A 13,888-nucleotide genomic window follows, 5' to 3' on the forward strand; every position below is an offset into this window, starting at 1 on the left:
TTACACTTTTGCCTCTAATTACACTTTGTCATTTATCATTTTTCATTTGTAATGAAACCAGGTCTATTTTGAAAACCATCTTTTTTTGTTAGGTTTCAAAATAGACAGGTTTAATTCCTATCTAATGACTAATGACTAAATCTTTAGTCTTTCCGGTAGGCGATCTTGTCGAATTAAGTCTTGATAAGTTTCACGTTGCAAAATTAAATTTGCTTCGCCATTCGCCACTAGGACAGCTGCCGATCGCGGCAAGCGGTTGTAGTTAGATGCCATACTGTAATTGTACGCACCAGTTCCCATAACTACGAGAATATCTCCTGGTTCTGTCTTTGGGAGTAGGGCGTTGTGAATCAGAATATCTCCAGATTCACAATGTTTACCAGCAATTGTGACTGTTTCTGTTGAGGCAAAGGACATTTTATTGGCAACAACTGCTCGATAAACTGATTGGTAAGTAATCGGGCGAGGATTATCAGACATTCCCCCATCGATCGCTACATAGGTACGAATTTCGGGAATAACTTTGGATGAACCAATAGTGTAGGCTGTAACGCAAGCTGTGGCAATTAGCGATCGCCCTGGTTCACAAAGTAATTTTGGCAAAGGCAAATTTTCGGATGTACAAGCTTCTTGGATCGCTTCACAAATGGCCTTTACCCACTCTTCAATGCTAGGGGGATCGTCTGATTCTATATACTTAATCCCTAAACCACCACCGACATTTAACTCTGTCAAATTTAAACCACACTTTAGTGCATCACGCAACCAATCCACCATGAGAGCAGCTAAATCTCGATGTGGTTGGCGCTCAAAAATCTGAGAACCAATATGAGCATGTAACCCCACGCAGTTAAGGATAGATTGCTTACTAACAAAAGTAAACAATTCCTTTAGCTCATTGGGATCAAAACCAAATTTACTATCTATTTGTCCCGTCCGAATATATTCATGTGTGTGACATTCAATACCCGGAGTTAGGCGTAACATAATCCGGGGAGAGAGTGACGCGGTGAGTGGCACCCCTTTCTCTGCGATTTCGATTAAAGTCTTTAATTCGTGCCAGTTATCCACCACAATAGTGCAACCGGATTCTGTGGCAAACAGCAATTCTTCACGAGATTTATTGTTGCTATGAAGATAGATTTTCTCAGGATTGACACCTGCTTGCAGAGCGGTGTAAAGTTCACCACCTGATGCTACATCGATTCCTAAAGCTTCAGATGCTGCGATCGCACAAATTGCCAGACAATTCCAAGCTTTTGAGGCATACAGTACCTGAGATTCGCCTTTGTAGTATTGCTTGAAAGCATCTCGGTATTGCTGACAAGCCAAACGCAGCGTTTCTTCATCTAAAATATATAAAGGTGAACCGAACTGCTTAACTAGGGTTGTGACATCACACCCACCAATTTGCAGGAAGTCATGATGATGAACTCTCGCAGTTAAGGGCAAAAGCTCCTGATTTGGTGAAGCATTGGCTTCGGTGCTGCGACTTGGAGGTAAATATTGACTTCCAGAATGTTGAACCCCAGTGGGGTGAGTCGATACCATAACTATAAAATTTGTCCTTGCTCAAATTACGGGGGTGAGTAAGTCTCCCGTTTCCCAGTTTACAAAGGGTTTGTAATCTTATTCAATAAATGTGATCTTATTAAATTTAGAAACTAAATTACTGACTTCAGAGCATCTGAGTGCATTGCTGGAATTAGATCAAGCGTGTTTTGGCGGTTTGTGGACAATGGAGGGTTATCTACGAGAGCTAGATAGTCCCAACAGCGATTTGCTGGGTTTATTTTCCCCCGTCTCTAATTCGAGACTGCTGGGAATGGGTTGCTTTTGGTCAATTTTAGAAGAAGCTCATATTACAATTTTGGCAGTTCATCCGCAATATCAACGTCAAGGTCTAGGACAAGCTTTACTATATTCACTGATCAAGGCAGCTTCCGATCGCGGCTTGGAGCGAGCTACCCTCGAAGTCAGAGCTTCTAATTTAGGAGCTATATATTTATATCAAAAATTTGGCTTTCAAACAGCTGGGCGACGGCGGGGTTATTACCAAGATAACGGTGAAGACGCTCTGGTTCTTTGGCTCCCAGACCTCCAACACCCCAAATTTCTAGCCACTTTAGACCAATGGTATTCTATTGTTAGCGATCGTCTGGGTAAATCTTCTTGGCAGTTGCTTTTTAACTAATTATTTAAGTCATCGAGCTTCGAGAACCTCCGCAACACACTAACTCGCCTGCATTGAAATTTTTTAACGTGGCTTAGGATTATACCCTCAATTTACTGAGTGTGTACCAACCTATTTATAAAGATTATATAAAGATTAGTTCGACTATCTACAAAATTTATTTACACAAGTCTATAAGTAAAACTTATTCGTGAGGATTTCTTCTTTAAGTAAGCAAGAAGTATATTTGTGACCCGCGATTTATCCATTCACAAAAGTGACTAAATCATCACTATCGATTTTCGGGCATTAAAGTTTGATTTTTCCCAATTGGCAAGCGATGGCTATCGTGGGCTACACTTACACTAATTATTTAGAAACTTCCCAATCAAAAAATATTCAATTATTTCTTAAATATAACTTAATAAAAATTTTACTTTTAACTCACATATATCGAATATTTTTAACAAAAAAGTCCCTATGTATTAGAAAATACTTAATTCAAGACATAATTAAGATTTTGTAAAGAACTTTACATGACTTCCGTATCATGATAATTAATTAAGTAGTACTCAGTAAATAAACTGACTAAAACTCCATAAATTAGTTATGAGTATAAACTCTAGCTAGTAAATTCATGCACTAAATTACAGGTATAAATAAAGCTCAGATTACTTATACTTCACGTTGTGAGTCTCTGATTTAATCTGATTTAAGCTGAACTATCTATAAATTTTGTGTACTATATCAACCTAAGCTTGGGTAATAAATGTGAGGTAGAAACTATAACCTATGATGCAGACAATATACTACCCTATGATGCTGTGTTATGTCAGTAACTAAAGGTAAAGTGGTAACTAGTATTTATATTTTGCAATAAATTTACACAAAGGACAGAACAAATAATACTAAACTAATGGTAAAAAAAGTTCTTAGGGGATTAAATTTTATGTTCAATGGGCAGAATTATGCAATAAATACCCTCAAGGGATTTTTAAGTGATTATCTTTTGGTGCAGTATCTCCCGTACAAGACAGTCGATTGGTTCAATTAATTAACTGTTTTGACTTAGCTGAATGAACTTTATGTATAAGCGCGGTAAAAAAACAGAGGAATCTCTAACTTACAGTGCTAGCAATCGAACAAAGTATTTCAGCATTTGCTCAGTTAAAAATCTACAGAGTTGCAGCAAATGTAATTTTACTTGTATCTTTTGTTTCAGTGAATGATGAAGTTAAGAGAAAAACTGTAGCTTGGAAAATCCACAGGTATTTGACCTCAGTTCCTACAGCAATTATGCAATTTTTAACGCCCAATAATGTTCGGTAGATTGCATCACAAAAGGATAATGAAAATTCAAAGCTTTATGAGTAGCCAATCCACTGAAGTAGATTTTTTAGTTACTTCTTTAAACGACACGGCGATAGTGCAGGTCTCCGCTCGGTTTAGCGTTCTCGAGGCTGTAGGCTTTAAGCAAACCTGCCAAAGCTTAATTCAAGCCAATTCACATCTTAAACAAATGATCATTGACTTTCGCCAAACTACTTTTATGGATAGTAGTGGTTTAGGTGCATTAGTCAGTAATTTTAAATACGCTCAGTCAAAAGGAATTGCATTAAGACTGCGAAATGTGACACCTCAAGTAATGGCAGTCCTAAAACTCACGGGATTAGATCAGGTTTTCAGCTTACATCTTGTTGATCATAGCCCAATAGCAGAACAGCAAGGTTTAATATACGATCGCGAAGCAGGTCTTCGTCAATTAGAGCAGTTACCTACTACTCATCCTTCTGTGGCATCTTGGATGAAACGGTTAATAGATATTGTCGGATCGCTAACAGGTTTAATAATTACAGGAGTTTTGTTTATTCCCATTGCGATCGCCATTACAATAGACGATCCAGGTCCTATTTTCTTTAGTCAAACCCGCTGTGGCTGGATGGGAAAGCGGTTTAAGATTTGGAAATTCCGCTCCATGTGTGTCGATGCAGAAGCGAAAAAATCCCTAGTAGAAAACCAAGCTCAAGGCGCTTTCTTCAAAAATAAAAACGATCCGAGAATTACCAAAGTAGGGCGTTTTTTACGGCGAACAAGTTTGGACGAACTACCCCAATTTTGGAATATCCTCAAGGGAGAGATGAGTTTAGTAGGAACTAGACCACCTACACCTGATGAAGTAGAACGTTATGAAGCACCACAGTGGCAACGTTTAGACGTTAAACCAGGTATGACTGGGGAATGGCAAGTCAATGGACGTTCAACAGTGCTTAATTTTGAGGATGTAATTCGTCTAGATTTGCAATATCAAAAAAATTGGAGTTTGCTATACGATTTAAAGCTTATTTTGAAAACAGTAGCTATTTTGTTCAATAAAAACAGTGGGGCTGTTTAGCTTTTTGCATTTACTATCCTAGGATTTTTGAATTGTCCAACTTAGAAACTTGCAAAAAATAAAATTATTAACAAACAGTAATGAAGCTCGTTACTGTTTTTCTTTTGATTATTGATTTTTTTAGGAATTTTCTAAACTTCAAAAAATCCCTCATCTAAGTTTATGGTCTCAAAACAACTTTTCCTCTCTCTTCCCCTGCTCACAGAGCAATAGGAAGGATATTTTTTTATTAGGAGTTTCAAAAGCCTTGGATGAAAGAAGAACTGAGGACTGGTATTTTTACTCAGCATGAGCTAAAGACCCCGCTAACAGCACCACTTTCAAGCTAGGTGGTAGGGGACTTCCAAATAAAAAAATAATCAATCGCTTTGGTATGCTTTTCTTGAGCAGAGGAGGAAGAATACAATTATGGTCTTGATTCTGAAAAATTGATAATTTAATTTTTGGATGTCCTTAAGAAGAAAACTGTCCTGTGCTTGCTTCTGCGATCATAGCGAGCTTATAGTGTCTCAAAATCTTTCTATACTTGATAGTCTTAGAGTAGTCTCTTACGGAGAAAGGATCGCTCTTAGTATCCTTTGGTGGAAATAGTTATGCTTCCATTACAAATGCTCAGCTCATCTTTTGTAAATTGGCGGTTATTTTAATTTAAATATCTTTTTAATATTAATTAAAGTTATAAATTAATCTTAATTTTAAAGTTTTTTGTTTGACAAAATAAGAAAAAATGATATAATTGAATGTTTTTAATTAAATAAATATTAAATATTACTAGTCAATTGTTTGTAATAAATCCTAAAAAGGCTAGTAACTAAGGCTCCTCAGTACACTAGCCACATAAAAGTAGTCAAAAGTTAGTAATTTCCGCATTAACCCAAATATGAAGCTTTGGATGTCTATAATCTGTTATACAGGCGTCCAAAAGCTTAGCCTGTGCTAAAATCAGCGTACCGGCACGACCGCAGGTGATGGGATAAAGCCATGTTTGAACGCTTCACAGAAAAAGCCATTAAGGTAATCATGCTGGCCCAAGAAGAGGCCCGCCGTTTAGGCCACAATTTTGTCGGAACCGAGCAGATCCTCTTGGGTCTGATCGGTGAAGGCACCGGTGTGGCCGCCAAGGTGCTGAAATCAATGGGCGTCAATCTCAAAGATGCCCGAATTGAAGTTGAAAAAATTATAGGTCGGGGTTCAGGCTTTGTAGCCGTGGAAATTCCCTTTACGCCACGGGCAAAGCGAGTTCTAGAACTCTCCTTGGAAGAAGCACGCCAACTGGGGCATAACTACATTGGCACCGAGCATCTGCTGTTGGGCCTAATCCGCGAAGGGGAAGGTGTAGCAGCCAGGGTGCTAGAAAACCTCGGTGTCGATCTATCTAAGGTAAGAACCCAAGTCATCCGTATGTTGGGAGAAACTGCTGAAGTTTCACCAGGCGGTTCATCCGGTCGCACAAAAACCCCGACTCTGGATGAATTTGGCTCAAACCTGACCCAAATGGCTACAGACAATAAGCTCGACCCTGTAGTGGGACGCGCTAAAGAAATTGAACGGGTGATTCAGATATTGGGTCGCCGAACTAAAAATAACCCAGTGCTGATTGGGGAACCAGGCGTTGGTAAAACTGCGATCGCTGAAGGCTTAGCTTCACGCATTGCCAACAAAGATGTCCCTGACATCCTCGAAGATAAACGCGTTGTCACACTGGATATTGGTTTGCTGGTAGCAGGAACCAAGTATCGAGGTGAATTTGAAGAACGCTTGAAAAAAATCATGGATGAAATCCGCTCTGCGGGTAACGTCATCCTGGTAATTGATGAAGTTCATACCCTAATTGGTGCAGGTGCAGCAGAAGGTGCTATTGATGCAGCCAATATCCTCAAGCCAGCTTTGGCGAGGGGTGAGTTGCAGTGCATCGGCGCCACAACCCTAGATGAATACCGCAAGCACATCGAGCGAGATGCAGCGCTAGAGCGACGTTTCCAACCAGTGATGGTGGGTGAACCCAGTGTAGATGAAACAATTGAAATTTTATATGGTCTGCGCGATCGCTACGAGCAGCACCACAAGTTGAAAATCTCCGATGAAGCATTGGTAGCGGCGGCAAAATTGTCAGATCGTTACATTAGCGATCGCTATCTCCCAGATAAAGCCATCGACTTAGTTGATGAAGCTGGTTCTAGGGTGCGCTTGATTAACTCCCAATTGCCACCCGCAGCCAAAGAGTTAGACAAAGAACTGCGTCAGATATTAAAAGAGAAAGATGACGCGGTGCGCTCTCAGGATTTTGACAAAGCTGGGGAATTGCGCGATCGCGAAATGGAAATCAAAGCCGAAATCCGGGCGATCGCTCAAAGCAAGACCAATGCAACTGGCACAGAAGGTGAAGAACCTGTAGTTACAGAAGAAGACATTGCTCACATTGTCGCTTCTTGGACTGGGGTACCGGTGAACAAACTCACCGAATCTGAATCTGAAAAGCTGCTGCACATGGAAGACACCTTGCACCAGCGTTTAATTGGTCAGGATGAAGCTGTGAAAGCAGTTTCACGGGCAATTCGTCGCGCTCGTGTCGGTTTGAAAAATCCCAATCGACCCATCGCTAGCTTTGTCTTCTCTGGGCCTACTGGTGTGGGTAAAACCGAGTTGGCGAAATCCTTAGCTGCTTACTTCTTCGGTTCCGAAGAAGCGATGATCCGCTTAGATATGTCCGAATACATGGAGCGTCACACCGTCAGCAAGCTGATTGGTTCCCCTCCAGGTTATGTTGGCTATAACGAAGGTGGTCAGCTGACTGAAGCCGTGCGGCGGCGTCCTTACACCGTGGTGTTGTTCGACGAAATCGAAAAAGCACACCCCGATGTTTTCAATATGCTGCTGCAAATTTTGGAAGACGGTCGGTTAACTGATGCCAAAGGTCGCACGGTAGACTTCAAGAACACCTTGCTGATTTTAACTTCCAATATTGGTTCTAAGGTAATTGAAAAAGGCGGTAGCGGTATCGGCTTTGAATTCTCCGAAGATGCTAGCGAGTCAACTTACAACCGGATTCGCTCTTTAGTCAACGAAGAACTCAAGCAATACTTCCGTCCAGAGTTCCTCAACCGACTCGATGAAATCATCGTCTTCCGTCAGTTGAGCAAGCCGGAAGTGACCCAAATCGCCGAAATTATGCTCAAGGAAGTATTTGGTCGTTTGACGGAAAAGGGAATCACCTTAGAAGTCACAGACCGCTTCAAGGATCGTTTGATCCAAGAAGGTTACAGTCCCAGCTACGGCGCAAGGCCATTACGTCGGGCAATTATGCGCCTGTTAGAAGATAGCCTAGCAGAAGAAATTCTGTCTGGTCGTATCAAAGATGGCGATACAGCGATCGTTGATGTGGATGAAAATGGCATTGTCCAAGTTAGTTCTCAACAGCGTCGGGAATTGTTACCTCAAGGTGTTGAGTAAAATTTAGAGTTTGGGATTTAAATCTCAAATAAAAAATTAGAAACCGGTAGAGTATTTATTGCTCTACCGTTTTTTATTGACTAAATATTCATTAAGTACCGAGACTTTGATTGCTTTTAATAACAAATACGGATTATACTGCAATACAGTTCAGATAAGCCCAAAATGCTTGTAGATACGGCGATTTATCGCGTCTCGAAAACCCAAAATTGTTGTCAGTAGCCCTTAACTGAACCGTATGGGATTATACTGACAAAAACCTATACTGCTATTACTAAATATATAACTTTATTTTCATACTTATATGAGTCAATTAGATAAAGCATTACGTAAATTTGAAGCGGTAGAGGCAAATTTAGTCAAACTTGAAAAGCTCTGGGATTTGCTAATAAAAAATATACCTAATGGTATTAATTTTGGGTCAAATCCTGTTTATGAGGATGCTTGTCGTTCATATGAGCATATACTTATAAGTTGACCATTAATTGATGTCATACAGTTTATCGAGGGCGGTTTAGTAAAAATTGATAAATTGTAGTTGCTTTATCTATATATCGACTTTCTATCAATAGCAATGATAATTATTACCCCAAGAGGTTGAGTAAGATTTAAAATTTTAATTTTATCGTTATGTTAGATTGAGCAGATAAGCACTAAAAGGTGTTTCAAGCTATGACCTTCAGTGATTTAGTTGAAGCAATTAAAAGTCTTTCCAGTGAAGAAAAACTAAAAATTCAACTGTTATTGCAGCAATATCTACGCCAAGAAAAACATCAAGAGATTTATCAAAATTTTCAGGCGGCGCAAGTAGAACAGCAAAATAGTGAACTAAAGTTTTCCTCAAATATCGATGAACTGAGACAACTGATAGAAGAGTGATGTTTGTTAAAAGCAAGTTTCAGTTCTTCATTTAAACGTGCTTTTAAAAATCGAATTAAACTGCTTAATTCATCACATAAAAACAGAAAATTTCTGTTATTTTACCTTTTTCAATAGTAAAATTTAAACCTCCAGGGCTGGGTTCTTCAACTATGTAATTTAAATTGGTAACTTTATCATCTTGAGATATTTCAGTTTTTCCATAGGTTCTAATTACTTTTGATTGTCTGTCACCTACTTTTATTCCATCTATGGTGGAATATTTAGAACTAGTTGCTTTAATTTGATAAACAGTAAAGTTACCTGGTTTAGCACCTTCATCTAAATCAACTGTAATTCCTGCATATTTCAGAGTACGAACTTTACCAATAGCAGCTATAAAGCCATTTTCTACTTTTACAGGTTTACCTAAAAATCTTCTGACTTGTGCCTCGGACATAGAAAGCTTTACGCCACCTATTCCTAAACGTTCAATAGTTATTCCTGTTGATTGATTATTCGTATTCTGAGAAATGTGATAGTTAGCGGTGGTAGCATTTACTTGACTATGCGTGTAGCTAGTCAAGGGAATAACAAAAGTAGCGATGCCTACGGCGAGCTGTGGCAACGCCAACGAAATTTCTCTTAACATAATTGCATACTCGACTATTTTATAGTTACTCAGCTGTTAGATCAGCCTGTGTATCAGTTTTATCACATGCTTTCTGGTGTGTCTTTATTTTCAATCGACTGATTTTGAATCAGAAGTGAAGTGCCTTTAAAATGGGAGAATATCAAGAATTATTGGGAGGAATCAATCGTCATGAGTGTGATTGTTGCAAAGTGGACGATTGACGAATATCACCAGAAGGGGAACCCCATGCTTATAGTAGTGCTGAAACTGGCGACTATCTAGCAAAGTTATTGGCTGGACGCGCCACAATACGTCAAGGTAAAGCAATTACTTTACCCAACGACTCGGAACCAGAACCAGATATTGCCATTGTCAAACCTTTAGGACGGGAGTATCGACAGCATCATCCCTATGCAGAAAATATTTTCTGGTTGATTGAGTATGCTAACTCCAGTTTAGAAAAAGATTTAGAAATCAAAACAAAAATCTACGCCCAAGCAGGTATTTTAGAATATTGGGTTGTCAATCTTAAAAAGCTACATCTAGTCGTGTTTCGAGAAATCTTAGACGGAGATTACACGACAAAATTAACACCGACTGCGGGAACAATTCAACCGCTTGCATTCCCAGATATTTCTGTTGCAGTAGAACAAATTATTAACCGCTAAGGTAATTTACAGCCTTTTTTATATCTTTGAACCACAATCCTGTTTCTGATAGCAAGCCTAACTTATGGTTTAATTAACTGAAAATTGCTGAGATATTGCTTAACTAAAAATTATTAAGAGACTTTGATAAACAAATACACATCATCACGCTGATATTTCAAATTAAATTTTTGATTGTTTTTTAGTTGTTCAATCAAGTTAACAGGAAACTTCTGATTGTTTGGTAAACCAGGGTGACGGAGATTGAGCAATATATAATCAAACGTATTTAAATTAGCAGTTGGGAAATCGGCACTTGTCAAAGTAATCACTTGACGATGGCTTAAATGAGGAGCAATTTGTGCTGTGGTGTAAACACTTCCTAGAGTTTGAACTTGAGCGATCGCTTCTTTGGTTGCTTGCAAAGTATCTATATATCTCAAATATCTGCCCCCAAAATACGTAAACTTTGCCAGACTCAAAAATGCCACCAATGACCACAGGATAATTGCTCGTTTATTGTGTAGCCATCCCCTACCTGCGGCGAGGCTAGAAATTACAGCTAGCACCAGGAATGGTAATGCTGGTAGAGAGTACTGGTATATCAAATCTTTTTGAGGTTGGTAATCAGCCAGAATGTTAAGCGCTAAACAAGGTAAAGCACCTACCAAAGGTTTCATACCTTGCAGTGAAAGCCCCCAAATCACAGGTGCTAGCAGCAGAACCAAATATCCCAAGTTATCCAGTGAAAAAACCTTTTCTAACATCAGTCCTGGATGAAACACTATATTTTTAGCAATGCTGAGAACTGAATTACCTAAATAACTGTAACGTGCTACTGCTCCTACTTCTGCTCCTGCTTCTGCACCTCTGAAATAAGGAATAATTACTTGAGTAGCAATGAAAAACCAGGCTACACCACTAAAAAGAGCGATCGCACCACATAAACGTCGCTTTTCAAAAAGAAGTAACCAAACTCCCATTGCCGCAACTGTCAGGGACAATACCGCCTTACATCCCAAAACTAGGAAAATATTTAAACAAAACCACCCTACTTGACCTAACTGTGCTGCTAAAACTGCTGTCAATAGTAGTGGTATAGCAATCACTTCCGGGTGAAAATCAAAAAGATTGACGTTAAACACCAACGGATATAAGAGGTACACAAATGCGATCGCTACTGCTTGATTTTCCTTTAGTCCTGCTTGACGCGCTAAATGCCAACTAGGCAAAGCACCTAATGCCAAAGCAGCTGCCTGGATGGCAAATAACCAGTAAACACTGGGGTAAATTTTGTACAGTAAAGCCAAGGGATAAAATACCCAAGCTGCATGATCGCCGAGAATGTGAAAACCGATCAAAGAACTAATAGGTGTTTGTCCTTGACTAATTAAATAAATCGCCTGATCAAAAATTGCTAAGTCACAGGCAGTTGATTGAAACAACTCGTGTCGTAAACTGCTGCACGCTAATAAAATTAACGTACTCACGCCAATAATCCAACCAACAGAACCAAGGTGATTCAGTTTTTTTCTCATGCCATCAAAAAAGTATTATTCATAAGGGACTTCCAAATAAAAAATATCCTACTCTTCACAGTTAACATTTCGGCTCATTTCGACTACGCTCAAATCGAGCGACTTGCACTGAGCGGCATCGAAGTGAGTCGATATTCAGGGACCACAGTCAACAACTTCAATCGGTTGTTTTTATTTCTTGGAGTTCCCTAAGCATTGAGAATACTATATAAGCTACAATCAACCCTACTAAGTTGGTTGAGAAAAGCTATTATTTTTTCTGCGGCTATAGTTCTTCGTTGGTTGCTTTCGCAGCAGATTGACTAGATTGTGCTAAATAAATACCTACTAAAACTACAGCAAAAATCACCCAGTCATACAAACCTACCTGTTCTGAAAAAATGAACCAGGCAAAAATCGAAGCGAGGACTGGTTCAGCGAGAAGGGTGACAGCAACCACCCCTGAAGAGATTCTGCTGAGGCTGTAAGCTAAAAGTCCCTGACCTAAGACTTGGCAGAAGAGAGCCTGGAAAATAATGAAAAACCAACCCATCCAAGAATAGGGGAGTAGTCTATCTTCGAGGAATGGAAGGACGGGTAGTAGAAACATGGTTGTGATTCCACAGCGCCACAGCATGATAGTCGCGGTACTAAATCGGGTTCGGAGTCTTTCTATCAGCAGCATACAGGTAGCCATGAAAATCGCAGTTAGAAATGCTAAGGCATCACCAAGTATTTGGTCGCTGGCAAATTGCACCTTATTGATTTCAAAGGCGATCGCTCCCCCCAAGGCTATGAGCAAACCAATCACGAACCTGTAATCGAAGCGCCGACCAAATAACAGATACCCAGCTAAAGCAACGAATAAGGAATTTAAATTAGACAATAAAGCTACGTTAGCAACGTTAGTTTGACTCAGAGACCAAGCCCACAACAATAGGTAAGTTGCAGCAGCAGTTCCCATTGCTAACAAGAGCCAGATTTCTTGACTGGTCAAGGGTTTCTGTTCGATAGGTTCCTCGGACTGTTGATTGCGGAAAGCCTCAAATCCATTCCATAGTGCAAAGACGACTGTGGCGATCCAACTGCGATGAAATACTACAGCATTTGCACCAATTTCTAATTGACACAATTTAGTCAGAGATGGTGCCAAAGATATGGGAATAAGGGCAAAAAATAATGAGACAGTTCCGATAAAAGCTGGTGTTGGAGAGAACTGTTGCTGTAGTAATGACAGTTTGGTTGTCATATTTTTAACAAAAATAGTTTTGACTGATTCTGGAAATGGGGAATTAACAGCAGCTTGGCTCAATATGGCTAAGTATAGACCGATTAAAACTACAGCAAAACCCATCAAATTAAATAAACTTAACTTTTCGGAAAATATTACAAGAGCGAAAATGCCGCTAAATACTGGCTCTAACAGATGCACCAAGGAGACAATCACAGAGGAAAACCTCGCAAGGCTATAGGTTAAAAGCCCATGACCTAAAACTTGGCAGATTGTAGCTAGGAAAACGACCCAAAGCCACCCATTGACCGAAATGGGGAAAAGCCGATCTTCAGAGAACAGAAGTATGGGGAAGATGACTAGCGCAGCGATCGTACAGATCCACAACTGAATTAAAATCGCGCTAAATTTAGTTCGCAATTTTTCTACTATCAGCAGGTATGCAGCCACAAACACTGCCGAAACAATGGCAGCTATGCCTCCTTGGACTTTGGCAGTGGCGATTTGCAACTCCTCAAATTCAATGGCTATAGCTCCTCCCAAGGCGATCGCCATCCCAATCAAGAATTGCAACTTCATACTATGACGAAATAACACCCATGCCCCTAAACTAGTAAATATTGGGGCAAGATTATGTAAAACACTAGAAATAGCGACGCTCGTTTGAGTCAGCGACCAAGCCAAAAAGACTAAAGTCGCAGCCCAACAAATACCACCCCCAACCAATAGCCACAAATCCTCACTGGTGTAGCTTTCTGGCTCTAAAGCTTTATCTAAGAAAAATCGCTGATGTATTACCTTGCATTCATGCCACAGTAAAAATACCAGACTACCAAGCCACAACCGATTAAATACAGTGGCATTTGGGCTGAGTTCAGTTTCGCTCAATCTCACGAAAATAGAGCCAAAAGATATGGCAGCTACACCTAGAAATAATGTCGCCAGCCCTATCTTCGTTTGATTAGATACATTCATGAGGAAAGTTC

Annotated in this window: 10 protein-coding genes; 6 read left to right on the top strand and 4 right to left on the bottom strand. The window is 39.8% G+C overall.

The window, feature by feature from the left end:
• Positions 1-135: 135 nt before the first annotated feature.
• Entirely contained in the window at positions 136-1,551 is a 1,416-nt protein-coding gene (gene lysA, locus ACFG4S_RS25475; RefSeq protein WP_392531723.1) for a diaminopimelate decarboxylase, read from the bottom strand.
• Between the two features lie 91 nt (positions 1,552-1,642).
• Between lysA and rimI the strand changes: the two genes are divergently transcribed.
• The 5 genes from rimI to ACFG4S_RS25500 all read left to right on the top strand — a co-directional run bounded on the left by rimI (position 1,643) and on the right by ACFG4S_RS25500 (position 8,894).
• Positions 1,643-2,194 (top strand): ribosomal protein S18-alanine N-acetyltransferase, encoded by a 552-nt coding sequence (rimI, locus tag ACFG4S_RS25480; protein WP_392531724.1) that lies wholly within the window; start codon positions 1,643-1,645, stop codon positions 2,192-2,194.
• A gap of 1,327 nt (positions 2,195-3,521) precedes the next feature.
• Complete coding sequence (locus ACFG4S_RS25485) at positions 3,522-4,565, top strand: sugar transferase (RefSeq protein WP_392531725.1); 1,044 nt, start codon at positions 3,522-3,524, stop codon at positions 4,563-4,565.
• Positions 4,566-5,546: 981 nt separating this feature from the next.
• Positions 5,547-8,015 carry an ATP-dependent Clp protease ATP-binding subunit gene (locus ACFG4S_RS25490; protein WP_392531726.1) on the top strand — a complete coding sequence of 823 codons (2,469 nt, stop codon included), beginning with the start codon at positions 5,547-5,549 and terminating at the stop codon, positions 8,013-8,015.
• Between the two features lie 304 nt (positions 8,016-8,319).
• Positions 8,320-8,493: a hypothetical protein gene (locus ACFG4S_RS25495; RefSeq protein WP_392531727.1), complete on the top strand. Its 174-nt coding sequence runs from the start codon at positions 8,320-8,322 to the stop codon at positions 8,491-8,493.
• 194 nt (positions 8,494-8,687) lie between these two features.
• Positions 8,688-8,894: a hypothetical protein gene (locus ACFG4S_RS25500; protein ID WP_392531728.1), complete on the top strand. Its 207-nt coding sequence runs from the start codon at positions 8,688-8,690 to the stop codon at positions 8,892-8,894.
• A gap of 64 nt (positions 8,895-8,958) precedes the next feature.
• Here the strand turns inward: ACFG4S_RS25500 and ACFG4S_RS25505 are convergent, their stop codons facing one another.
• Positions 8,959-9,525 carry a hypothetical protein gene (locus ACFG4S_RS25505; protein ID WP_392531729.1) on the bottom strand — a complete coding sequence of 189 codons (567 nt, stop codon included), beginning with the start codon at positions 9,523-9,525 and terminating at the stop codon, positions 8,959-8,961.
• A 206-nt stretch (positions 9,526-9,731) separates the two neighbouring features.
• On the opposite strand from ACFG4S_RS25505, the gene ACFG4S_RS25510 reads away from it, so the two are divergent.
• Positions 9,732-10,175 carry a Uma2 family endonuclease gene (locus tag ACFG4S_RS25510; RefSeq protein WP_392536079.1) on the top strand — a complete coding sequence of 148 codons (444 nt, stop codon included), beginning with the start codon at positions 9,732-9,734 and terminating at the stop codon, positions 10,173-10,175.
• A gap of 113 nt (positions 10,176-10,288) precedes the next feature.
• Here the strand turns inward: ACFG4S_RS25510 and ACFG4S_RS25515 are convergent, their stop codons facing one another.
• Positions 10,289-11,692, bottom strand: coding sequence for a DUF2079 domain-containing protein (locus tag ACFG4S_RS25515; RefSeq protein WP_392531730.1), 1,404 nt, complete (start codon positions 11,690-11,692; stop codon positions 10,289-10,291).
• A gap of 265 nt (positions 11,693-11,957) precedes the next feature.
• Positions 11,958-13,877 carry a DMT family transporter gene (locus ACFG4S_RS25520; protein ID WP_392531731.1) on the bottom strand — a complete coding sequence of 640 codons (1,920 nt, stop codon included), beginning with the start codon at positions 13,875-13,877 and terminating at the stop codon, positions 11,958-11,960.
• Positions 13,878-13,888: the final 11 nt, after the last annotated feature.

This window comes from Nostoc sp. C117 (genome assembly GCF_043099735.1).
GTDB lineage: Bacteria > Cyanobacteriota > Cyanobacteriia > Cyanobacteriales > Nostocaceae > Nostoc.